The organism is Micromonospora sp. NPDC005171, from assembly GCF_040608575.1.
In the GTDB taxonomy this organism is placed as follows: Bacteria; Actinomycetota; Actinomycetes; order Mycobacteriales; family Micromonosporaceae; genus Micromonospora.
In genome coordinates this window covers 29658-51456 of sequence record NZ_JBEXIM010000042.1, presented here as the reverse complement: position 1 = coordinate 51456, position 21799 = coordinate 29658, and the positions used below count along the sequence as shown (strand labels likewise).

20 protein-coding genes and 1 pseudogene are annotated in these 21799 nt (G+C 70.8%); 5 read left to right on the top strand and 16 right to left on the bottom strand.

Annotated elements, in window-relative coordinates; all coding sequences use genetic code 11:
- Positions 1 to 276: pseudogene (locus ABZU74_RS29570) on the top strand (type I glutamate--ammonia ligase); the annotation flags it as partial.
- Positions 277 to 399: 123 nt separating this feature from the next.
- On the opposite strand, the gene ABZU74_RS29565 reads toward ABZU74_RS29570, so the two are convergent.
- Positions 400 to 861, bottom strand: a complete 462-nt coding sequence (locus ABZU74_RS29565; protein WP_355430589.1) for an ATP-binding protein — start codon at positions 859 to 861, stop codon at positions 400 to 402.
- A gap of 192 nt (positions 862 to 1053) precedes the next feature.
- Here ABZU74_RS29565 and ABZU74_RS29560 point away from each other — a divergent pair, with 192 nt between their 5' ends.
- On the top strand, positions 1054 to 2292 hold the full coding sequence (locus tag ABZU74_RS29560) for a GAF domain-containing SpoIIE family protein phosphatase (protein ID WP_355430586.1): 1239 nt from the start codon (positions 1054 to 1056) through the stop codon (positions 2290 to 2292).
- A gap of 110 nt (positions 2293 to 2402) precedes the next feature.
- Here the strand turns inward: ABZU74_RS29560 and ABZU74_RS29555 are convergent, their stop codons facing one another.
- The 11 genes from ABZU74_RS29555 to ABZU74_RS29505 form a co-directional block, all read right to left on the bottom strand.
- On the bottom strand, positions 2403 to 3419 hold the full coding sequence (locus ABZU74_RS29555) for a hypothetical protein (protein WP_355430583.1): 1017 nt from the start codon (positions 3417 to 3419) through the stop codon (positions 2403 to 2405).
- A complete protein-coding gene (locus tag ABZU74_RS29550; protein WP_355430580.1) occupies positions 3416 to 4297 on the bottom strand; it encodes an ABC transporter ATP-binding protein in 882 nt (293 codons plus the stop codon). Before ABZU74_RS29550 ends, ABZU74_RS29555 begins: the two co-directional genes overlap by 4 nt.
- The gene (locus tag ABZU74_RS29545) at positions 4294 to 4683 is read right to left on the bottom strand and encodes a GntR family transcriptional regulator (RefSeq protein ID WP_355430577.1); all 390 of its coding nucleotides are present in this window, start codon (positions 4681 to 4683) and stop codon (positions 4294 to 4296) included. The genes ABZU74_RS29550 and ABZU74_RS29545 overlap by 4 nt, the downstream gene beginning before the upstream one ends.
- Before the next feature lie 171 nt (positions 4684 to 4854).
- Positions 4855 to 5397, bottom strand: a complete 543-nt coding sequence (locus tag ABZU74_RS29540) for a hypothetical protein (protein ID WP_355430574.1) — start codon at positions 5395 to 5397, stop codon at positions 4855 to 4857.
- Positions 5398 to 5585: 188 nt separating this feature from the next.
- Positions 5586 to 6410: a 5-deoxy-glucuronate isomerase gene (gene iolB, locus ABZU74_RS29535; protein WP_355430600.1), complete on the bottom strand. Its 825-nt coding sequence runs from the start codon at positions 6408 to 6410 to the stop codon at positions 5586 to 5588.
- Between the two features lie 46 nt (positions 6411 to 6456).
- Complete coding sequence (locus tag ABZU74_RS29530; protein ID WP_355430571.1) at positions 6457 to 7641, bottom strand: glycoside hydrolase family 88 protein; 1185 nt, start codon at positions 7639 to 7641, stop codon at positions 6457 to 6459.
- Positions 7642 to 7723: 82 nt separating this feature from the next.
- Entirely contained in the window at positions 7724 to 8401 is a 678-nt protein-coding gene (locus ABZU74_RS29525; RefSeq protein ID WP_355430568.1) for a hypothetical protein, read from the bottom strand.
- Positions 8402 to 8406: 5 nt separating this feature from the next.
- Positions 8407 to 9303 (bottom strand): carbohydrate ABC transporter permease, encoded by an 897-nt coding sequence (locus ABZU74_RS29520; RefSeq protein ID WP_355430565.1) that lies wholly within the window; start codon positions 9301 to 9303, stop codon positions 8407 to 8409.
- Entirely contained in the window at positions 9303 to 10166 is an 864-nt protein-coding gene (locus tag ABZU74_RS29515; RefSeq protein ID WP_355430562.1) for a sugar ABC transporter permease, read from the bottom strand. Before ABZU74_RS29515 ends, ABZU74_RS29520 begins: the two co-directional genes overlap by 1 nt.
- 116 nt (positions 10167 to 10282) lie before the next feature.
- Positions 10283 to 11587: an extracellular solute-binding protein gene (locus tag ABZU74_RS29510; protein WP_355430559.1), complete on the bottom strand. Its 1305-nt coding sequence runs from the start codon at positions 11585 to 11587 to the stop codon at positions 10283 to 10285.
- Positions 11584 to 13632 carry a DUF2264 domain-containing protein gene (locus ABZU74_RS29505; protein WP_355430556.1) on the bottom strand — a complete coding sequence of 683 codons (2049 nt, stop codon included), beginning with the start codon at positions 13630 to 13632 and terminating at the stop codon, positions 11584 to 11586. The genes ABZU74_RS29510 and ABZU74_RS29505 overlap by 4 nt, the downstream gene beginning before the upstream one ends.
- Positions 13633 to 14052: 420 nt before the next feature.
- Between ABZU74_RS29505 and ABZU74_RS29500 the strand changes: the two genes are divergently transcribed.
- On the top strand, positions 14053 to 15192 hold the full coding sequence (locus ABZU74_RS29500; protein ID WP_355430553.1) for a substrate-binding domain-containing protein: 1140 nt from the start codon (positions 14053 to 14055) through the stop codon (positions 15190 to 15192).
- A gap of 287 nt (positions 15193 to 15479) precedes the next feature.
- Here the strand turns inward: ABZU74_RS29500 and ABZU74_RS29495 are convergent, their stop codons facing one another.
- Both ABZU74_RS29495 and ABZU74_RS29490 read right to left on the bottom strand, forming a co-directional pair.
- Positions 15480 to 15887: a hypothetical protein gene (locus ABZU74_RS29495; protein WP_355430550.1), complete on the bottom strand. Its 408-nt coding sequence runs from the start codon at positions 15885 to 15887 to the stop codon at positions 15480 to 15482.
- A gap of 206 nt (positions 15888 to 16093) precedes the next feature.
- Entirely contained in the window at positions 16094 to 16258 is a 165-nt protein-coding gene (locus ABZU74_RS29490) for a hypothetical protein (RefSeq protein ID WP_355430547.1), read from the bottom strand.
- Positions 16259 to 16948: 690 nt separating this feature from the next.
- Between ABZU74_RS29490 and ABZU74_RS29485 the strand changes: the two genes are divergently transcribed.
- The gene (locus ABZU74_RS29485) at positions 16949 to 17557 is read left to right on the top strand and encodes a response regulator transcription factor (protein WP_355430544.1); all 609 of its coding nucleotides are present in this window, start codon (positions 16949 to 16951) and stop codon (positions 17555 to 17557) included.
- 118 nt (positions 17558 to 17675) lie between these two features.
- Positions 17676 to 18260: a response regulator transcription factor gene (locus tag ABZU74_RS29480; protein WP_355430541.1), complete on the top strand. Its 585-nt coding sequence runs from the start codon at positions 17676 to 17678 to the stop codon at positions 18258 to 18260.
- Between the two features lie 30 nt (positions 18261 to 18290).
- Here the strand turns inward: ABZU74_RS29480 and ABZU74_RS29475 are convergent, their stop codons facing one another.
- Entirely contained in the window at positions 18291 to 20069 is a 1779-nt protein-coding gene (locus ABZU74_RS29475) for an ATP-binding cassette domain-containing protein (protein WP_355430538.1), read from the bottom strand.
- Positions 20066 to 21793 carry an ABC transporter ATP-binding protein gene (locus tag ABZU74_RS29470; protein ID WP_355430535.1) on the bottom strand — a complete coding sequence of 576 codons (1728 nt, stop codon included), beginning with the start codon at positions 21791 to 21793 and terminating at the stop codon, positions 20066 to 20068. Before ABZU74_RS29470 ends, ABZU74_RS29475 begins: the two co-directional genes overlap by 4 nt.
- Between the last annotated feature and the right edge of the window lie 6 nt (positions 21794 to 21799).

The following is a 21799-nucleotide window of genomic DNA, read 5'->3' as shown; positions in this document are numbered from 1 at the left end:
CTCGACGGCATCAAGAGCAAGATCGAACCACCCACGCCGATCGACAAGGACCTCTACGACCTCCCGCCAGAGGAGTGGGGCGACGTCAAGCAGGTCCCAGGCTCCCTCGCGCAGGCGTTGGACTCCCTGGCTCACGACCACGACTATCTGCTTGCCGGCGGCGTCTTCGGGCCGGATCTGATCACCACGTGGATCGACTGGAAGCGCGCCAACGAGGTCGAGCCCACGGCGCTACGCCCGACCCCGCACGAGTTCGCCCTCTATTTCGACTGCTGAACCGCCCCGCGTTCGGCAGGTCGGCCAGCGGTGGTCTCGGCAGCCAGGTGGTCCGGGGTCGCGACCACGTGCCGACACGTCCCCCGCCCGGATGTCCGCGGTCGGGTAGCCGATTCTCTCGGTTCACCGGGGCCGCGCCGGTGGCGGCTGCCCGAGAGTGCCGCGGGTGCGTGCCGCGATGCGGATGGTGGTGCCTGCGGGCCCGCTGTCGACGAGGACGTAGTCGGCCATCTGCCCGACCATCCATAACCCCATTCCTCCCGTATCGGACAGGGGCGGTCGCTCGGCGCACGGAACGTAGCGGGCAGCGTTGAAGCCCCGCCCCTGGTCAGTGACTTCACAGATGAGCTGACCGTCCAGGAGCAGGCGTAGACCACCGGTGCCGCCCCCGTGCCGGGTCACGTTGATCATCAGTTCGTTGACCGCGATGACCCAGTTCTCAATCTCGTCGTGATCGAGGCCGCATTGACGACTGACGGCCTCAACCTCGTGTCGAACGCGGGTGAGGTCGGCGAGGGTGAACGACGTGGAGAACAAGGGCGGCGTGGCGATGGCGGCACGGTGGTCGAGCGGTGGGTTCGCCACTGCTTCCCCTCCCTGTCGAACGTGGAGACGGTGACCTTGCCGGTGGCACGAGGGAGGATAGCTCCCCGGAACGGCTTCAGCCGGCGACCATTCATCGATGGGACAGGGGAAGGTACCCCACATCGAGGGCGCGACACTGTTGATCTCGCTCCTGACGGGCATCGGTGGCGTACCGGCGTCTAGGCTGCCTGGGTGCCCGATGCCGAGCTGGTGACGAATGAGGAGCGGCTGCGCCGTATCGAGGCGATCACCGATGCCGCCCTGTCAGGGCTGAACATCGCCGAGTTACTCGACGAGCTACTTGAACGGGTCCGGGACCTGCTCAAGGTCGATACCGCCACCATCCTGCTGCTGGACGACCACACCGGCGAGCTCGTCGCGACCGCGGCCAAGGGCCTGGAGGAGGAGGTGCGCCGCGGGTTCCGCATCCGAGTCGGACGCGGCTTCGCCGGCAAGGTGGCGGCGACACGCGCCCCGGTCACGATCGACAACGTGACGCCCGACGACGTGGTCAATCCGATCCTGCTCGCCACCGGCATACGTGCCCTGCTGGGCGTGCCCATGCTCGCCAACGGCAACCTCGTCGGCGTGTTGCACGTCGGCTCGCTGGCCCTGCGGCGGTTCGGCCCCGACGACGTGCGGCTGTTGCAGCTCGTCGCCGATCGTGCCAGCGCCGCAAGTCAGGCCCGAGCGCAGGTCCTCGACCGGCAGGCAGCGCTGGCCCTGCAACACAGCCTGCTACCAGGCCGGCTACCCGACATCCGCGGCCTGGACTTGGCCGCCCGGTACGTGCCCGGCCACGACCTGGGCATCGGCGGCGACTGGTACGACGTGTTCACGTTGCCCTCGGGCTGGCTGGGCGCCGTCATCGGCGATGTCTCCGGCCACGGGCTGCCCTCCGCTGTCGTCATGGGACGCATCCGCAGCGCGCTACGCGCCTACGCCCTCGATTCCGACGCCCCCGCCGCGGCCCTGACCTCCCTCGACCGCAAGATCCACCACTTCGAGGCGGGCACCCTCACCACCGCCGTCTACGCCCTCATCACACCCGACCGCACGAGGGTGCACCTCTCCTCCGCAGGCCATCTACCGCCGCTGCTGGCTGTCCCCGGCCAACCCACCCAGCTCGTCAACCTCCCGGCGGACCGGCCACTCGGCGTGGGCCGGCCATTAGCCAATCGCCGCACCACCGTCCTGGACCTACCGCCGGGCGCGGCGCTCGTCTTCTACACCGACGGACTGGTCGAACGCCGCGGCGAACTGATCGACACCGGCATCGAACGCCTCGCCGACGCCGTCCAGTCCGGCCCCGCCGAGGCGTTGTGCGACCACATCATGGCCACCACCGCGGAGGAGCACCCCACCGACGACATCGCCCTGCTGGTCATCCGCCGCCAACCGCCATCGGACCAAGCCGATCAGGCCGGCTGATCCGGATCCACTGCGAGAACGGGGTGGCAATCGCTCCGTTACGGAGAGGTCAACGCCTGCCGACGGACCGGCGGGGGCAGGCGCTCCGTCTGCCCCCGCCGGCTGCGCCGTCAGACCAGTCGGCGGCGGACCCACCAGAGGGAGAACAGGGACAGCACGACGGTCAACGCGATCAGCACGCCGAACTCCCGCCATTGCAGGGCCCAGAACTTCGAGCCGGGCACGTAGCTCACCTTCACGTCCAGGTTCTGCTTCCCCAGCCACCGCTGGCAGGTCTCCCGGCCGCCGGTCGCCGCCGGACCGCACTGGGTCATGTCGGCCGGGCCAGTGAACTCCGCTCCGGTCGGGGTGATCGTGGTACTCGACACGACCCAGTCACCCCTGCGGTCGGGCTGGACCTGGATCGTCATCCGCCCGGTGTCGGGGCTCATCGAGATCCCGTAATCACCGTCGAACGTCAGCGGGCTGACCGTGGTGACCGGTTGAGCCAGCCAGGGGCGCACCACGAACGGCGCGGCGATCTGAAGGCTGATCACCACCAGCAGGGTCACCGCCATCGCGGCGAGGGTCCGCCGCAGCAGCAGCCCGGTGGCGACACCCACCACGAAGGCCAGCGTCGCGTAGCCGACCGGCACAATTCCCCGGGCCGCGAACACCAGCGGGTTCATCCGGTCGGCGGAGGCCCCGTCGATCGGTTGCGCCCACTCGGTCAGCACCAGGCTGAGCAGGCCGGCACCGAACGCGGCGGCACCGACGCCGACCGCCAGCTTGACCAGCAGCCAGCGGCCCCGGCTGACGGACTGGCTGAAAACCATGCGGTACGTGCCGGACTCCAACTCCCGGGCCACCAGCGGCGCGCCCCAGAAGATGCCCACCACGGCGGGCAGCAGGTACAGGGCCCCGATGGCGGCGATGTGGAACTCACTCGCCCATCCCGGTTGCAGCGCCTGGAGGAATGCCTCGCCCGCGGCACGGCAGGCGTCAACCTGGCAGCCGGTGTAGCCGGTCTGCGTGGCCAGCTCGGTCACCTCCGCCCAGGTCAGCGCCAGACCGCCCAGGAGCAGCAGCAACAGGGTGCCGGTGGCCAGGGCCGAGGTCCGGAACTGCCGCCAGGTCATCCAGATCATCGCTGTCCCTCCAGAACCCGGTCCGGCCCGTCGCCGGTGGCACCGCTCATGTACGCCAGCACGATGTCCTCCAGGTCCAGCCGGTCGACCTGCCAGGACGGGTCGACGATCGGCGCGGTACTGCGCACCACCAGGGTCGACTGCACGTCGGTGTGGCTCTGCTCGACCAGGGCCCGCCCGGCGCCCAGGTCGGCGGTGTCGCGCCGCTGCCCGACCAGGCGGTGGTGGGTGGCGAGGAGGTCGTCCACGTCGCCGGCCACCCGCACCCGAGACGCGACCAGCACGATCAGGTAGTCGCAGACTCGTTCCAGGTCGGCGACCAGGTGCGAGGACATCACGATGCTCATGCCCTGCTCGGCGGTCAGCTCCATCAGCCCCTGCAGGAAGTTGCGCCGGGCGAGCGGGTCGAGTGCCGCCACCGGCTCGTCGAGCAGCAGCAGATTGGGCCGCTTCGCCGCGGCGACGGTCAGGGCAAGCTGGGCGCGCTGGCCGCCGGAGAGCTTGCCCGCCTTCTGCGCCGGGTCCAGGCCGACCTGGGCGATCCGCCGCTCGGCGAGCGCACCGTCCCAGGACGGGTTGAGGTGCGCGCCCATCCGCAGGTGGTCCGCGACGGTCAGGTTGGCATAAACGGGGGTGTCCTGCGCGACGAACCCGACCCGCGGCGACCCGCTGACCGGTCGCGCGCCGAGCACCTCGATCCGCCCCGCGGTCGGATCGAGCAGCCCACAGGCCAGTTGCAGGAGCGTGGATTTACCGGCGCCGTTCGGCCCGACCAGGCCCACGACGTGGCCGGCCGGAATGTTGAGAGTGCAGTCCTTCAGTGCGGAGCGCCGCCCGTACCGCTTGGTCAGGCCCTCAGTGATCAGGGCGCTAGTCATGCTCGGGCCTCCGAAAAAGCCCGAAAGCTGCTGAGGAAGAGCGCTTCGATGCTCTCGTCGTCCAGGCCCGCCTCCCGCGCCTCGGCCAGCCAGCGCGCCAGGTCCTGACGCAGCGGTTCGTGCCTGCTCAGCGAGTCGCCGACCAGCGTGCGGGTGACGAATGTGCCCAGTCCTGGCCGGGCGGTGACCAGACCCTCGTACTCCAGCTCGCGGTACGCCTTCGACACCGTGTTCGGGTTGATCGCGACCCGGGCCACCACCTCCTTGACGGTGGGCAGCTTGTCGCCTTCGTTCAGGACTCCGAGCCGGAGCGCGTGCCGTACCTGTCGGATGAGCTGCATGTACGGCGCAACCCCGGACCGTGCGTCCAGGTGAAACTCGATCACCTCGCCACCCCATTTCACTAGTTGCCTAGCACAATAGGGCCACGGGTGGTCCGTCCGCTACCGAATGAGTCGCCTCGCGCCGTGGGCGTACCCGTCAGATCCGCGACCGGAGCCGTCGCGGAAGTGGGCACCCGGGTCCCACATCCCCGGGCTCAGCCCCTGTCGCCCGCCTCAGGTGGAGTCGCGAAGTTCTCGTCGGTGGCCCTCGGCCGGGGGGTGCCCGGCCGACCTCAGGACATCGGGATCGGGAAGTTGGCGCGTCCGTCGTTTCAGTAACGCCCAGGCACGCCGTTGCCACCATTGCCTACGCAACTCGTGTCGGTATGCCATCCGCGCCAGCCATTCGAAGTAGATCCACTGATCGGGGGCGTTCTGACGCGTGCGCAGGTCGGCGATCATCGGCGACAGGATGACGAAGAGTCGGACGCACCAGTTGGACCAGAAGTCGAGGAACGCCCTGCGGTCGGCGTAGGAATTGCGGAGCAGGAAGCCGACTTGCGAGATCTGCATGCCCACAGCAGTCGCCGCAGCACGCTCCTCCTCCGACCACTGCGCGTATTCCTTGTTCTCCAGTCCATAGACCACGTCTCGCAGCGCCACGTTCTCCGCCGACCAGTGGTTCATCATCGCGCTGGACAGGATGCCACCGCGTGAGACGGACCGGCCGACCAACAACTGAACGCACGAGATCAACGCGGCAACGATCGCCACCACGGCCGAAATCTGTGCCGTCAAAGCGCCCTCCCGCTGACCATCAGGAACGCGATCCGATGTTCCTGGGCGCACCTGCCCCGGACCATCCATCCTCGACGATTTCGTCAAGTGCCCGGGGCGCCGTCGACCGTCTCGCGGCAGTCGTCTCCGGGTCGACGACGACGATGCGATGGGTCCCGCCGACGTCACTACAGGCCCAGGCTCCGCAGGGTCGGTACGGTCTGACCCACCCAGGCGAGGTCGGCGTCCTCGCGAGCACCCTGGGTGCGTTGTGCGCCGGCCAGGAACCACAGGAAGTAGGTGGTGAAGCCGGGTGCGCTGACCACTGTGTGGTACCCCTCGGGCATCATCTGCATCACATGATCACGGATGGTGACGTTTTCCTCGTACCCGTCGTCGGTGTAGACCCGGCTGATGCCGAACCCGTCCGCCGGGTCGACGCGGTAGTAGTACATCTCCTCGTGTGCGGCCTCGGCTGGCAGGTCGTCGACCTTGTGCCGGTGTGGCGGGTAGGTGCTCCAGTTGCCCGAGGGCGTGTAGGTCTCGCCGACGATGAGACGGCGGGCGGGCAGGTCCGGCTGGGAGATTTCGGTGAGGATTTGGTGGTAGGTGCGGCCGAAGTTGGCCGCTCCCCAGCGGCCGGTCGCGACCTGCTCCGGCGCGATGACATAAGGGTCGGTGGCCAGTTCGCTGGGTGCACTGGGTAGCGCGATCTCCACGTCGGTGACCGCCTCGACGGTCACCTCGGAGCCGGCCGGGAGGTAGACGGAGTGCGGCTTGCCGGAGAAGACGTCCGGACGCCCGCCGACCTGCGGGAAGTGGCGGCCGGCGACGGTGAAGCTGGCCGTGCCACCGAGGATGACGGCCAGGATCTCCCGGTCGCCGGACCCACCGGTCCAGGACTCGCCGGTCGACAGCCGCAGCAGGGTGAAGTCCAGCAGCCGGCAGGGGTTGAAGGGCAGCGTGTTCCGGCCGTCGAGGGCGGGGATGGAGCAGTGGTAGCGGTAGTCCATGGTCACCTTTCGGAGGGTGCGGAGCGATGTGGTTCGGTCCTGGCTGTTACCAGGGGCTGAGCCAGCCAGGGATCGTGGCGCGGGTGAGGGCTTCCAGGTAGAAGTAGTCGCCCCAGAGGGTTCCCTCGTCGACGCCGACGTTCTTGGGTTTGTCGTAGACGCCGTGCAGGATCAGCGCGTTCGAGACCGGGTGGCCGCCGGTGGAGTAGTGGTCGATCAGCGAGCGCAGAATCGTGGTGGCGGCTGTCCGGTACCGGCCGGCGCTGGCCGTGTCGGTGAGACCGTCCGCCAGTTCGACCAGGCCGCAGACGGCGATGGCCGCGGCCGAGCTGTCCCGCTCCTGACCGCTGCCGTCGCCGAACTCCAGATCCCAGTACGCGACGTGGTCCTCGGGCAGGCGCGCGAGGAAGTGGTCGGCGCAGGTCCTCGCGGCGGCGAGCAGCGCGGGGTCGCCGATGTGCCGGTGGTTGAGGCTGAACCCGTAGATGCCCCAGGCCTGCCCGCGCGCCCAGCAGGAGTGGTCGGCGTGGCCCTGTTCGGTTTCCCCGCGCAGTGACGCGCCGCTGTCCGTGTCCCAGTAGAAGGTGTGGAAGGTGGTGCCGTCCGGACGCAGGATGTGCTGGCGCAGTTGAGCGGTGTGCCGGCGGGCCGCGGCGGCGTAGCGGTCGTCGCCGGTGGTCTGGCTGGCCCAGAAGAGCAGCGGCGTGTTCATGAGGCTGTCGATGATCGTGCGGCCGCGTTGACGCGGGTCGTTCAGGTCGCCCCAGGCCTGGATGATTCCGGCGGGTTCGAGAACGCGCGTCATCAGGTGGTCGGCGGCGGCGAGAGCCGCGTCTCGGGCCCGCGGGTCGCCGGTACGACGGGCCGGGGTGACGCAGGCGAGGGTGTAGAGGAACCCGAGGTCATGGGTGTCCACGTCGATGCCGTCGGTCATCCGGGCCGCGAAGCTGTCCACGTGCGACGTCGCGGCCCGCAGGTAGCGATCGTCACCGGTCAGGTCGTGCGCCAGCCAGAGCATGCCCGGCCAGAAGCTGGTGGTCCAGCCGATGTTGGCGCCCTCGGGCTGGCCAGCACCCGGTGGCCGGAGGGGGTAGCGGTTGGCGTCGGTGGTGTCCGCTGGGTACCGGTCGCCGAAGGTGTCGATGTTCGCGTCGACGGTACGTACCGCGGCGGCCACCGCGGCCGCCGTGGCTTCTGCGTCGGAGCTGGGACGGACGTCGCTCGCCGTCATGGATGCTGTTCTCCCTCGTGTGTCCGGTCCGGTGCCGCGCAGGTCTCATCGGCGTCCCGGATCGGTGGCCGGAACGTGGTGTTCAGGTGCTCTGGGGTGCTGTCGTCGGTGGGTCGAGGGCGGCGCGCATGGTGAAGCGGCTGTTGGCCCACACGACGTAGAGCAGTGGCGCGGCGGCGAGGCCGAGCGCGATCGCGGGGCGGGCCGCCAAGATCTGGGCGAGCAGCACGAGTACGAGCAGAGAGGCGGCGGTGAGGTACCAGCGGCGCACCGCCAGGTACGCGCAGGCGCGGGCCACCTTGCGCAGTGGCGCGGTCGGTCGGTCGGCGAGGGTCACCAGCCCGAGTAGCGTGGTAGCGGCGGTGAGGACGATCAGGGTCGCCAGGATCGGCAGGGTGAGTGCCCCGATCCGGTGGCCCCACGCGGTGCGGGCGTCGACGGCGAGCACTACCAGTGCGGCCATGGCTGCCGCCGTCCAGAGCATCGCCGGCCGGGCGGTGGCCCGCCAGGCGCGGCCGTAGGTGCGCAGCACCCCGCCGGAGTTGCCGGCGGAGTAGGCGGACATGACAGCGAACACCGCACACAGCCCGGGCGCGCAGAGCGGGGCGGTCAGCGCGTACAGCGGCCAGGAGCGCGCCGCCTCGGTGGTGAACGCGAGCGTCACCAGTGGCAGGCAACCGAGCACGAGCAGCAGGTTGCTGACGAGCGCGACGTAGAACCCGTCGAAGACGGCGGTGATGGTGTGGTGGCGCGACCGCATGGACCTCAACCCTTCAGTCCGGTCGTGGCGATGCCCTCGATGAAGTAGCGCTGGCCGAGCAGGAAGATGACAGCGACGGGCAGCACGGACAGCACGGAGCCCGTCATGATGAGCGCGTACTCGGCGTTGTACTGGGAGATGAAGGTGTTCAATCCCAGCTGGATGGTGCGTAGGTCGGGGCTGCGTAGGTAGATCAGTGGGCCGAGGTAGTCGTTCCAGGTGGTCACGAACGTCAGCAGGGCCAGGCTGGCCAGGGCGGGGCGGGACAGCGGCAGCATGATCCGTCGGTAGATGCCGAACTCGCTGAGCCCGTCCACCCGCGCCGACTCGCTCAGCTCCTCGGGGATCGTCTCGTAGAACTGCTTCATCAGGAACACGCCGAACGCTCCGAACGCCTGTATCGCGACGATCGACCACAGGGTGTTCGACAACTGCAACTTCGACATGAGGATGAACTGCGGGATCATGTACGACTGCCAGGGCACCGCGATCGTGCCGACGTACGCCAGGAAGAGCGCGTTGCGGCCGGGAAAGTGGACCCGGGCGAAGCCGTAGGCGGCGAAGCTGCCGGTCACCACCTGGAGGAGGGTGACGATCACCGACAGCAGCAGCGTGTTCCACAGCCATGTCGTCATGTCCGAGCGCTGCCAGATGTCGAGGTAGTTTCGCCACACCACGGGATCGGGGAGCCAGGTGATCGGGATGGTGAAGACGTCGTTGTTGGTTTTCAGCGACGCCACCACCATCCAGTAGAACGGCAGCAGCAGCCCGGCTGCCGCGAGCACGAGGGCGGTGTACCCGACGAGCCGCCAGCCCCGGGACCGGACCGGTCGGCCGGGCGCGCTGCGGTTGTCGGGCGTGGCGACGGCGGGGGTGGGCAGGGAGAGGTCGGTCGCGGTCATCAGCTGTTCCTCCGCTTGTTGACCATGAACTGGATGACCGTGATGCTGAAGCAGATGGCGAACAGGACGATGGAGACCGCCGAGGCGTAGCCGAACTGGTTCTCCTCGAAGCTCTTCTGGTAGATGTACTGCGAGAGCACAAGTGTCGATTGGCCAGGTCCGCCGCCGGTCATCACGAGGATGAGGTCGAAGACCTTGAAGCTTTCGATGGTGAGCAGCACTGTGACGAAGAAGGTGGTGTGTCGCAGCCCGGGGAGGGTCACGTGCACGAACCGCTGCCACGGTGTGGCGCCGTCGGTCTCGGCCGCCTCGTAGAGCTGGGTCGGGATGGTCTGCAGGCCGGCGAGGAACAGCAGCATGTAGTAGCCCATGTACCGCCAGGTGCCGACGATGATGACTGCCGGCATCGACCAGGTTGACGACGTGGTCCAGCCCGGCGGGTTGTCCACCCCGACGGCGCCGAGAAGAGCGTTGATCGGGCCGTACTCCGGGCTGAAGAGCTGGTTCCAGACGATCGCGATCGCCACGATCGAGGTGATGTAGGGGAAGAAGGCGACGGTGCGGAAGAACCGTACGCCGCGCAGTTTGCGGTTGAGCAGCAGCGCCAGCCCGAGTGCTGCCGCGAGGGTCAACGGGATGTGGAAGGCGGTGTAGTAGACGGTGTTGCGCAGTGCGGTCCAGAAGCTCGCGTCGTCCCACATTCGCCGGAAGTTGGCGGTGCCGGTCCACTCGGCCACCCCGAAGACGTTCCAGTTGGTGAAGGCCACGTAGAACAGCACGGCGACGGGTAGCAGGGTGAGCAGGGCGAAGCCGACGAAGTTGGGAAGGATGAACGACCAGCCGGCGACCGTGTTGCGCGACACCAGCCGCCGGTTCCTGGGTCTCGTGCTCGGCACTGTTGCCATAGGGAGTCTCCGGGAGCGTTCGGCATGGTGGCGGGACCGGCGTGCGGCTCAGGCGCGCCGGGCCCGCCATCAGCTCACTGGTTGAGAACCTCGTTCTTGGCGCGGGTCCGCGCCTCGCTCAGCGCCGCATCGACGCCCTTGCTGTCGGAGAGGATCGCCGAATGCGTCTCGTTGAGGAGGTTCTGCAGGCCGGCGGTGTGCTTCGACACCGGGTTCTCCGGCTTGACGGTGTGCGTGGCGTAGGCGAACTTCGACAGGTCGTCCTGCGGTACGCCGTCCAGCCCGAACAGCGTCGCGGTGACCGCGTCGGTGACCTGGGCCGGGGTGATGCCGATCCCGGCCAGCGCCTTTCCGGCGTCCGGGCCGGCCGCGTACTGGAGGAAAGCCTTGGCCGCGGCGATCTTCGACTTGCTGATCTTCGGGTTGATCCCCAAGCCGGTCGGGTCACCGAAGGTGACCGGTGTGGCGGAGGTGCCGGTGGTGGACTTGTCGAACTGCGGCGCCGGGGCGAGCCCCCACTGGAACGTGTCGGCCTCACCGCTCTTGCGCTGGTTGAGCAGCGTGGCCACGTACCAGGTGCCCATCAGCAGCATCGCCGACTGCTGCTTGCCGAACTGCGCCTGGTAGGTGAGTTTGTTGGTCTTCGCGGTGCCGAAGCTCGGCTGCGCGCCGGCCGCCTGCAGGTCCAGTGAGCGCTCGTAGTACGGCTTCAGGTAGCCGAAGTCCCCGGAGAGCAGGTCCGCGCCGGGGGTCTGGGCGAGCGCGAATCCCTGCACTGTCGACTGGAAGGTGTGCTGGTACGCGCCGGTCGCGTTCGAGCCGGCCGCCTTCAGTCCAGGGCTGAGCCGCTTCGCCGCGTCGGTGTAGTCGTCCCAGGTCCAGCTGCCGTCCGGCGGGGCCACCTTCGCCTTCGCGAACAGGTCTTTGTTGTAGAACAGCACCCACGAGTCCTGCCGGTACGGCACCGCGTACGCCTTGCCATCCACCTGGTACGACGACAGTGCCGGGACCGAGTCGAGACCGGAGGTGGCGTCGGAGACGTCGAGCAGCTGACCACCGCTCTGGTACGTGTAGAAGTTCTTGAGGTTCTTCATGACGTAGACGTCCGGGGCGGTGCCGGCGGCCAGGTCCGTGATCATCTGGGTGTCGTAGTCGTTGCCCGGGGCGTACTCCTTGAGCTCCACCGTCACCTTCGGGTGGGTCGCCTTGAAGCCGTCGGCGAGCGCTTTGAACTCGGGCGTGGACGACAGGCTCCAGCCAGCCAGGGTGATCGTCACCGGGGCATTGGGGTCGACTGGCTCGTCTCCACCCCCGCAGCCGGCGAGAACCAGCGTCAGGGCCGTCGCGGCGCTGATGACGGCCGGTATCGCACGCTTCATCCTCTCTCCTTCAGGTCAAGGGGCCCGGACGGGCCCGCACTGCTACCAGGTCGCCGGGGTGGCCTGGCATGCTCCGTGTCCAGACGGGTCGAGGTGCTGATCCCGTCGGGCCAGTCGACCGCCAGGTGGAGGCCGTGGCCGTCCTCGTCGACCACGGCCTGGCATGCCTGCCCGACCGTGGCCACCGGCACCCTGGCCAGCTCGGTGAAGGTGGCGGCCCATGCCCCCGGCCGGACGGGGTGGTCCAGCCAGGGCACGACCAGCCCGCCGGCCAGGGGCCCGCCGTGCGGAACGGCGGTGGCGCCGGCCGTTCCGCCGCCGTGAACGCTCTCGATCCGGCTGGTCAGGTCGGCCCCCGTCACGACCGCTACACCGCCGCGGAGGTCGGCCGTCGCATCCCCGGCGATGGCCCAGCCGCCGATCCGTAGCCGCAGCGCAGCCGCCTCGACGCCGTCGGCGAGGCCGTCGACGCGGGTCAGACGTAGCTCCCAGGGGCCGCGGACCAGCGAATACACAGTGAGGTGCCCGGCCGGTCGGGACCGTCCCACGCGACCGCCGCCGTGATCGCGCTGACCCGGGTCCGGGTGCACCCAGTGGGCGAGGGCACGTGACCCGGCCACGCCCATGCCGTCGGTGTCGACGTGAACGGTCAGCAGGCGCATACCGGCGCGGTGGGTGACCCGGCCCGCGTCGTCGACGAGAGTGACGGACTGGTCGAGCGGACTGGCCCAGCCACTGTCGTCGAGGACCGGGGTGGTGGCGGTGGAGTAACCCAGTCGGGCGTAGAGCGGGGAATCTGAGACGGTGGCGCCCTCGACGGCGTGGTCGGTGCCGTGGTTGACGACGCGGACGATGCCGTCCGCACGGGTGCCGGAGACCAGCCAGCCGGGCGCGTGTATCGCCCGCACCGCGTCCCGTTCCTCCACCGGCAGCGGCTCCTCGGGAGTCGTCCACACCGGATGGTCAACGGGTAGCGCGATGCCGAGCAGGCCCTTGCTCGCCCAGTACGGCGAGCCGGGCCCGGAGTACGACTGCGCAAGTCGCGGCCACGGCCCGTGCCAGCCGAGGGTGAGCAGGCCTCGTTCGTCCAGGGCGCCGTTGGCGACGAAGTGACGCACGATGCGGGTGGCTGCGCCCCGCAACCGGCCGAGGCTGACCGAGGGCACGCCGGCGATCGCGCCGATCCAGAACGGCGCCGCCGCGGCGAAGCGGTAGGTCAGGCTCCGCCCCTGGATCAACGGTGATCCGTCGGCGCCCACGAGCGCGACCGCGTCGCTCAGGAAGCGGTCGAGGCCGGCCAGGTCCCGTTCGCGGCGCTGCTCGGCCAGGTCCGCGGCGCCGGCCATCCGGGCCCACAGCGTCGGGTAGAGGTGCAGGGCCCAGCCCACGTAGTGGTCGTAGGCGCGGTGCGGCCCGTCGGACATCCAGCCGTCCCCCCGGGCGAAGCCGTCATGGGTGGTCAGGTCCTCGTTCATCTCGTCGAGCGAGTGCGGTCCGCCCACCGAACGCAGGAACGTCTGTACGACCAGCCGGAACCAGACCCAGTTGATCCGTGGGTACGTGTCGTCGCCGACCGCCGGGCGCAGATAGTCCACCACCCGCTCGCGCACCACGGACGGCAGCCGATCCCAGATCCACGGGCGGGTCATGTCCAGGACCAGCGCGATGGAGGCCGCCTCCACCTTCGCCTGGGGGTGCTCGTCCAAGCGCACCCAACGGTCTGGAGAGCGCGGGTCGGTGCCGGCGGTGATACCTGCCGTGTACCGGTCCACGAGCTCGTCCACGCCCACTCCTGCGGCACCCGCGATGCGGAAACCAGCCAGCAGAAATGTGCGGGCGAAACCCTCCAGTCCGTCGACGGCCCGCCCATAGCCGCCCTGCGGCCCGGGAAAGGTGACGAGGGCGTGTCCGGGCGACGCGAACGGTCGGGCGGCGGCGAGCATCCGGTCGGCGAGGGCCAACCAGTCATCTCGGCTCCAGGTCCCGGCGGTGGCGACATCCGAGTCCGTCCCCGGCGTCACCTGGCCGGTCGTCCCGTACGTCATCCGTGGTCCTGTCGCATCGATCCGTCTCCATGGAATGTGGCGAGCGGGGCGTTGCCCATGAATGTGACGCGCAGGCATCCGCAGGGTTTCCGAAGTAAAACGCTCACAACGGAGCAAGTCAATGCCGCTCCCAAACCGATGTGAACACATCCGATCAAAAGAAGGCATGTCCCGTGCCTCGATTCGGGTGCGACCGGCGTCGTCACTACCGACCAGAAGGCGGGCATCGACGGAGAAAACCGTCCAATGAGGCCGTTCCACGAGTCGGGCCTCCGGTCGACCTCCACTTCGTGGCGATCTCGCCGACACCTCGACCGCCATAAGTGCTCTGATACGATCAGAATCGTTCATAGTTGCTCTATCAGCCCGAGGAGCCATGCAAGAGCTCCCGCCGCACGAAGCGTTCCGCGGAGGTCCCCCATGACCAAGGACAGCCCCTTCGTCGCCACGGCGGAGGCCTCCCGAGGGCCGCTTCAGGTCGCCCGCCGCCAGCAACTGCTGGCAGCCCTGCAACGCGACGGCTCGATGCGCATCTCTGACCTGTCCCACGCGCTTGGCGCCGCGCCCGTCACCATCCGGCGCGACATCGCCGAACTCGCCGCCGAAGGGTTGGTTCGCCGGGTCCACGGTGGGGTCGCCCTGATCCTGCCGGACGACGTCCCGGCAGCCGACGAGCCACCCGCCCCAGGCCGGGACCCGCTGGTAGGGCGCGCCCTCGGCATGCTCGTGCCCTCCTTGGACTACTACTGGCCGGACGTGGCTCGCGGCGTCGAGTCGGCCGCCCGCGAGCTTGACATGCGTGTGGTCCTGCGCGGCTCCTCCTACGACAGTGAGGACGACCAGCCGCAACTGGCCCGCCTGGTGGAGCGGATGGGCGTCGACGGGCTGATCATCGCGCCGAGCATGGACGCACCGACCGCCGAGCGCACCATCGAGTGGCTCGACCAGGTCGGCGTCCCGGTCGTCCTGCTGGAACGCACCGCCACGGTAGGCAGCCACCACGCCGTCATGGAGTCGGTGGTCACCGACCACGCGCTCGGTGCGGCCATGGCGGTGCGCCACCTCACCTCACTCGGACACCGCAAGGTCGGCCTGGTACTCGACGCCAACAGCCCCACCAGCCAGCACGTGCGGCGCGGCTGGCTCGACGCCACCACCGAGTGCGGCCTCGACTCGGACGCGACGGTGGTGGCTGTGGTACCCGACGCACGGTCACCCGAGCGAGACACCGTGCTCAACGGCATCCTCGACCAGTGCCAGACGACCGGGACGACGGCGCTGCTGGTGCACGCCGACGCCGAGGCGATCGCGCTGGTGCAGCACTGCGAGGAGCGGCACCTGTCCGTTCCCGGCGACCTCTCCATCGTGGCGTACGACGACGAGGTCGCCGGGCTCTTCAGCCCGCCGCTGACCGCGGTCCGACCGCCGCGACGCTCGATCGGACGAGCCGCCGTGCGTCTCGTCGCCGACCGACTCGCCGACCCCGACCGTCCCACCCACCGGATCGTCATCAGCCCGTCGCTGCGGATCCGGGAGTCGACCGCGCCCCCACCCGCGTAGGCGGTCTCCCCCGGCCCGGGACGTTCGGGCTGGGCAACTCCCGCCGTTCACCTGGCGCGGGCCGGTCGGCCGTGAGCCCGTGCCGGGGAGCGGAACAGAATCCGTTTCCGATCGTTCGTCACCGCAGCACCGGCCTGCGGCCTGGCCACCGGTGCACTCGTGCCGGCGGTGGCCGCCGGCGGGCGGGTGCCGGACGGAGCGGCGGATGCGCCCGCCCGGCCCGCGCAGCGTGATGACCGGTTCGCCGATCAGGGGCCAGCCGAGGCCGCGTGCGACCGGCCTCCACATCAGACGTGGTGTTGCCGCATCCTGCCGACGGGGCCGCACATCACCGGATGCGGCCACGTGAGCGCATCGCTACTATGGGTCAGCAATCCAGAGGAAGGGGTCGTGCCCGCGTGCGAAGTCCCGTCATCGGAACCGCGTCGGCGCCGGACCGGTCCGCGCCGCTTGCGGCCGGCCGGCTGCGCAGGCTCGCCCGGCGGTTGGTGCTGATCGCGGCCGCCGTCGGGGCCGGTTTCGTCGTGGCCGCCCTGTTTCAGGGGCCGGCCGCCGCCGACGGGATGCGCAGCGGGTCCGGTGACGAGCCTCATCGGAGGGTCGACGGTCTGGTCGAGTCGGTCGCGCGGCTCACGGTAGCCGAGCGCCCCCACCAGGACCGTCACAGAGCCGCGGCCGCCGACGACCGCCGCCACGATGGGCTCCGCGCCCCGCTGGCAGGGCCCATCGGTGGCGTCGTCGCTCCCCGCGAGGAGGCACCCTCGACGGAGCCTCGACGGCCGACGAGTGCGCTGCCCGTGTCCGTGCCGCTGCGCCGCGTCGGCGCCTCCGTCGCACCCGGCGCGACGGACCGCGAAGGGCTCCGACCGGTCTCGGGGGCCCGCGCGGCTCATCGTTCGACTCACCGGGTGGACCTGTCGCGGCCGGCCGTCGACCCACCGCGACAGCCGGCCACCGCCGTCCCCGACGCGTCGGCGGTGCGTACGCCAGTGCTCGGCCTGGTCACCGCCCCACTGCCGTTCGTCGTCGACATCGTGAGCACAGTGCCGATCAGGCCCGTCGTCATGGCGCTCCTCCGTGTCACCGATGCCGTTCTACCGCCCGCTCTCGGCCCGGTGATCATTCCGGCGGAGGCACCTGCGCGGCCCGTCCCCCCAGTGCTCTGGCCGGCCGCCGTGGCGGTGACCGAGCCGGCTCCCGTACCGACAGTTCCGGCGCCACCAGCGGATCCCGCCCTGACCCCCGCACGCGCCGCAGTGCCGTCGACCCCGGCCGCGCCACCGCCGATGTCCGTCGTCGGCCCCGCGCGGGCCACGGCCTTGACCGGGCACCTCGCCGCACGCCCGCCACCGGTGGCCGCGGAGGGTGAGCTTTCTGGCCAGCCCGTCGCGCCCGCCGACCGGGACGCCGCTGGCGTTGATATTGGATCGACACCTGGACCGGGGCTGGTCCGGCCGCTCGGCCGGCAGTCACACCTCGGTGCCGGGCAACCCTGCGATCTCGTGCCGCTTCTGGTCGAGAGCCGAACTCCGTCTGTGATCACCCGTCCGGGCTGAGGCCGGTCCACCGACCCCGGTGGCTTGGCCCACAAGGCCTGTTCCACCCGCTGGTCGGTCGGTCAGTGCCCGCGCCCGTCCGCCGCGACGGTGCGGCGGGCCGATGCCTACCCGTCTGTAGCGCACGACCGCCCTGATCAACCCGTGGAGGTTCCGGGGATCGGTGGCCGTCGTGACGCGTACCTGAGATCGGAGAAAACGTGGTGATCCACGTTGTCGTCGCCGAGGACATGGGTTTGCTTCGCGGGGCGCTCTGCGCCGCGCTGTCACGTGAGGAGGACATGGACGTGGTCGCCGACGTCGAGGGTATCGGCGAGCTGTTGACGGTGGTCCGGCGGTGCCGACCGCAGGTGGTGGTGCTGGCACTGACACCGGAGCTGCCCGATCCGGTGGCGGTGGTCGCCCGGATCGGCGTCGAGGTGCCGCACGCCGCCGTGCTGGCGATGAGCCCTCGGTGGAGTCCGGCGCTGGTGGAGGCGGCGCTGGCAGCCGGCGCGCGCGGCCTGGTCGGGAAGGACAGCTCGCTGGCCGAGTTGGTGCGGGCGATCCGCGCGCTCGCGGCCGGGGAACGGGCGATCGACCCGGCTGCGGCGGTCGCGGCGTTGAGTCCCTCGGCGATCCCGTTGACGCCTCGGGAGATGGACGTGCTGCGGATGGCGGCCGAGGGTCTGCCGCTGAAGGAGATCGCCGTCCGCCTTTACCTGGCACACGGCACGGTGCGCAATCACCTGTCGGTGATTCTGCGCAAGACCGGGGCTCGCAACCGGTTGGAGGCGGTGTCGCGCGCGCGGCGTAACGGCTGGTTGTAGCTGTCGGGGCGGGTCCGGTGGAGATGTCCGGGCCCGCCCCCGTCGCCGTGCGGCCCCGCCGAATGCGTGTTTGAATATTGACGTTGTGTGATCATTATCGGAGTGCGGGAAGGTCATCGTGATCCGTACCCTGCTCGCCTTGGACGGTGCCCTGGTGCTGGGCGCGCTGTCGTTCGTTCTCGCCGCCGAGGAGGACATCCGTGTCGTGGCGGAGGTGGATCGCGGCGACGCGGTCTCCGCGGCCGTCCGCGCCCAACGCCCCGACGTGGTGGTGGCCGATCTCGACTTCGTCGAGGGAGTCGATCCCGACCGCCTCGGCCGGTGCCCCGTCCTGGTGCTGGCCCACCCACATCGGGCCCGGCGGCTGCGCGGCATGCTCTGCCCGACCAGGGTGGTCGGCCTCCTGCGCAATGACGCCGCCCCCCAGCGGATCATCGACGGGATCCGCCGGCTCGCCCGCCGGGAGCCCGTGCTCGACGCGGATCTCGTCGTCGCGGCGCTGCACTCGGACGGCCCACTGACCAGCCGCGAGACGGAGGTCTTGAGGCTGACCGCCGCGGGGGCGCCGGTCGCGGAGGTGGCGGTGTCCCTCGGGCTCACCCGTGGCACAGTCCGCAACCATCTCGGACGGATCGCCCGCAAGGTGGGCGCGCGTACCCGGGTGGAGGCCGTGCGGATGGCCGGCGAGGCGGGCTGGATCTGACCGGCGTCGTCCACGCGGACGCGCGGAGGTTCAGCCCTGTCCCGCCGACGCCGCCTGGGACGGCAGCACCGAGCCGTCCCAGCAGCCAACGAGCACCCGGTAGGTGGCCGAACGGGCCAACAAATCTTCGTGCGTCCCCACCATGGGCTCGTCGCCGTCGAGGACCAGCACCCGACCGGCCCGCAGCGCGGAACTGATCCGGTGTGCGATCACCACGAGGCTGCCGGGCCGCCGGGCGAAGGCAGCCTCGACCGTCGCCTCCAGCGCCGGGTCCAGGTGACAGGTCGCCTCGTCGAGGACCACCAACGGGGCGGGTGCCAGCCAGGCCCGGACCGCCGCGATGAGTTGCCGCTCGCCGGCGGAGAGCAGGGCCGGCGCGACCGGCGCGCCCAGGCCTCCCAGGCGGGTCGCCAGGGGACGCGCGCCGAGCGCGTCGAGGGCGACCTCCAGCGTGTGATCGTCGGCGTCCGGCCGATGGTAGCGGAGGTTGTCCGCGAGACTGCCGGTGAAGACGTACGCCTCCTGGGGCACCAGCACTCGCATCCGGGCGAGAACGGCCGGCTCAACCTCGGCGACCCTCGTGCCGGCCAGGTGGACCGTGCCTGCCTGGGGCACCATCAGACCGGCCATCAGGGCGGCCAGTGTGGACTTGCCCGCACCGCTCGGGCCCACCACGGCGAGGTGGTCCCGGTCGCCCAGTGTCAGCGAGAAGTTCCGCAGGACGGGCCGGGCGCGCGGGCCGTAGCCGAAGGTCAGTCCCCGGACCTCGACGGCTGGCGGACGGCCGGCAGGACCGGTGGGCGGTCGGCGGCGGGGCGTCCGGGCGGCGGAGGCTGACCGGCGCTGGTCGTCGGAGACCGGATAGGTGCGCAGGATGTTCTCCAGGGTGACCGCGTAGCGGAGCCCGCCGCCGCCGAGGCCCTGCACCAGGGTGTGCAGGGCGGGTTGCAGCCCGGTGGAGACGTAGATCAGCGCGCCCAGCACCGCGCCGGCGGTGAGACCACGCTCGACCAGCCACGGGGCGGCCACCATCAGCACCAGCAGTGGCAGCCAGCCGCCGATGCCGAGGCTGAGGCTGCGGATCGCCGCCATCCGGGCGAGCATGCGTTCGGCGGCGGCCTGCGCCGACACCCAACGTGCCACGTCGGCCGTCACGCGTGCCTGGGCGCCGCAGGCCAGCACGTCGCGGTGACCGGCAAGCGCGGTCGCCGCCGACTGGCCGAGCTGCTCACCGGCCCGGACGTATGCGCGCTGGTGCGTCACCATCGCCGGCAGCGCGGCGAGGAACACGACCAGACCAGCGATCAGTGGTGCGACCGCCAGCGCCGCCACCACCGGGGCCAGGGCGAGCAGGCCGAGCAGGGCCGCGCCAGCGGAGAAGAGGAAACCGCGGGTCACCATCAGCAGGCCGGCGAAGGTGTCGCGGACGATCTCCACCTGGTGGGTCAGCCGGGTCACGGCGGCGCTGTCCGGGCGGCCACCCACCCTGGTGGCGTCGCGTAACGCGCCCCGGACCACCTGAGCGGCCACCTCGTCACGGAACGGCTCGACCACGGCGCCGAGGCTCCGGTACGTCCTGCCGGTGGCCGCCGCGCCGACAAGCACTGCCACGGCGAGGACCGCCAACCAGGCCAGGCCGGTGAGGAGACGTCCGGCCAGAAAGCCCTCGTCGACGGCGCGGGCGACCAGGTAGCCGGCGAGCAGCGCGGGCAGCGACTCGACAAGCGACCAGCCGCCGAGCGCGGCGAGCTCCCGCCTGCGAGCCCGCAGCGCCCGCCAGGTCACCCGGCGTACGCCGGGACGGCTCACGACGCACCGCCGGCCGGCTGGAAGACGGCACGGTAGTCCGGGTCGGCCCACAGCTGCCGGTGCGGCGCCAGGCCGCGCAGCCGACCACCGTCCAGCCACGCGACGAGATCGGCCGCCGCGGCCGCCGAGGTCCGGTGGGTGACGACCAGTCGGGTACGCCCCCCGGCGCGCCCGAGAACCGCCTCGGTGATCCGGTGTTCGGTAGCGGTGTCGAGGCTGGACGTCGCGTCGTCCAGGATGAGCAGCCGCTCGGCGGCGAACGCGCGGGCCAGGCCGAGGCGTTGGGTCTCGCCACCGGAGAGCGGTGTGTCCACCAGCGGGGTGCGGTAACCGCCGGGGAGACGGTCGATCACGTCGGCGACCGCCGCCATCCGGGCCGCCCGCAGAACCGCCGGCGTGGCCGGGCTCCGACCGGCCGGCGGCGCCGCCGAGTCGACCGGCAGCGCCAAGCCGATCGCGTCGTGGACGGTCGCGCCGATCAGCACCGGCAGTTCGAACGCGTAGCCGACTGCCCGGCGCAGTGCCGCCGCGTCGAGGTCTCGCAGCGGCACCCCGTCCAGTCGCACGTCACCGGCGTCGGGGTCGTACAACCGTCCCGCCACGGCCGCCAGGGTCGACTTGCCGGCACCTGACGCTCCGACGACGGCCACGGTAGCCCCCGCCGGCACGTCCAGGTCGACGCCGTCCAGGATGGACCGGCCGTCGTCGGCGTGCACGCACACCCCACGCAGTCGCAGGGCGCCGCCGCCGGGTGGAAGGGGCCGGTCGCCTGCCGGTGTTACGGGCTGTGTCAGCAGCTCGGCGACCCGGTGTGCTCCGGCGCGGCTGCGGACCAGGTGGTTCAGGGTGGCGAGCACCGCACCGAGCCCGGCGCCCATGGCCGCGTACCGGACCGCGGCGACCAGTTCACCTGGTGTGAGCCAGCCTGCGGTCAGGGCGTACCCGCCGACAGCGATGACGCTCAGGTTCAGCAGCGGCGCCACCGCCGAGGTGCGCGCACTCGCCCGGGCGAGCAGTCCCCAGGTGCGCCGGCCGTGCCGGTTCAGCTCCGGTAGGGCCGCCAGCACCCGGTCTTCCTCCCGAGCGGTGGTGCCGGCGGCGGCGATGGTCCGGGCACCGGTCAGCGACTCCAACAGTCGGCCGGCGATGCTGCCGAGCACCCGTTGGTACCCGGCGGTCGTGACCGAGGCGTCGGCCACGAAGGCGCGCATGAGCACGGCGAGCAGGCCGAGACCGGCGAGCAGGGTGACCCCGAGGACCGGTTCCATGATGGCGAGCGCGACGACGCTGCCGAGCGGCGGAAGCACCGCCACGACGGCCAGGACCACGGCGTTGCCGGCCTGTCCCGCGTCGGCGGTCTGGCCGACCAGTCGGCCGACGAGGTCACCAACCGGGTGTCGGCGGGTGGCGCGGACGTCCAGGGCGAACAGGTGACGCAGCAACTGCCGGCGCATCCGGGCGGTGGCGCGCGCCGCACCGAACCCGCTGGCCAGGTCCGTCAGGGTGTCGACGCAGATGAGGATGACGACCAGGGCGCAGGCGGATATCGCCCACCAGCCGGAGCCGCCGGCGAGGGCGGCGTCGACGGCGCGGCCCAGGGCCGCGGGTAGCAACAGTTCGGCGGCCGCGCCGAGCAGCGCGACCGCGGCGAGTCCGGCGGTCCAGCCGCCGCCCGCCAGGACCGTCTGCCGCAGCAGCCTGTCCCCCGTGGCGAACGTCGGCATCGGTCC

Bases quoted from the DNA above. Each gene is read 5' to 3' on its own strand.
- ABZU74_RS29530 (WP_355430571.1), bottom strand. From the start codon at position 7,641: ATGACGGCGAGCGACGTCCGTCCCAGCTCCGACGCAGAAGCCACGGCG.
- iolB (WP_355430600.1), bottom strand. From the start codon at position 6,410: ATGGACTACCGCTACCACTGCTCCATCCCCGCCCTCGACGGCCGGAAC.
- ABZU74_RS29520 (WP_355430565.1), bottom strand. From the start codon at position 9,303: ATGACCGCGACCGACCTCTCCCTGCCCACCCCCGCCGTCGCCACGCCC.
- ABZU74_RS29505 (WP_355430556.1), bottom strand. From the start codon at position 13,632: ATGACGTACGGGACGACCGGCCAGGTGACGCCGGGGACGGACTCGGAT.
- ABZU74_RS29510 (WP_355430559.1), bottom strand. From the start codon at position 11,587: ATGAAGCGTGCGATACCGGCCGTCATCAGCGCCGCGACGGCCCTGACG.
- ABZU74_RS29555 (WP_355430583.1), bottom strand. From the start codon at position 3,419: ATGATCTGGATGACCTGGCGGCAGTTCCGGACCTCGGCCCTGGCCACC.
- ABZU74_RS29490 (WP_355430547.1), bottom strand. From the start codon at position 16,258: ATGACGACGGGCCTGATCGGCACTGTGCTCACGATGTCGACGACGAAC.
- ABZU74_RS29500 (WP_355430553.1), top strand. From the start codon at position 14,053: ATGACCAAGGACAGCCCCTTCGTCGCCACGGCGGAGGCCTCCCGAGGG.
- ABZU74_RS29550 (WP_355430580.1), bottom strand. From the start codon at position 4,297: ATGACTAGCGCCCTGATCACTGAGGGCCTGACCAAGCGGTACGGGCGG.
- ABZU74_RS29470 (WP_355430535.1), bottom strand. From the start codon at position 21,793: ATGCCGACGTTCGCCACGGGGGACAGGCTGCTGCGGCAGACGGTCCTG.
- ABZU74_RS29525 (WP_355430568.1), bottom strand. From the start codon at position 8,401: ATGCGGTCGCGCCACCACACCATCACCGCCGTCTTCGACGGGTTCTAC.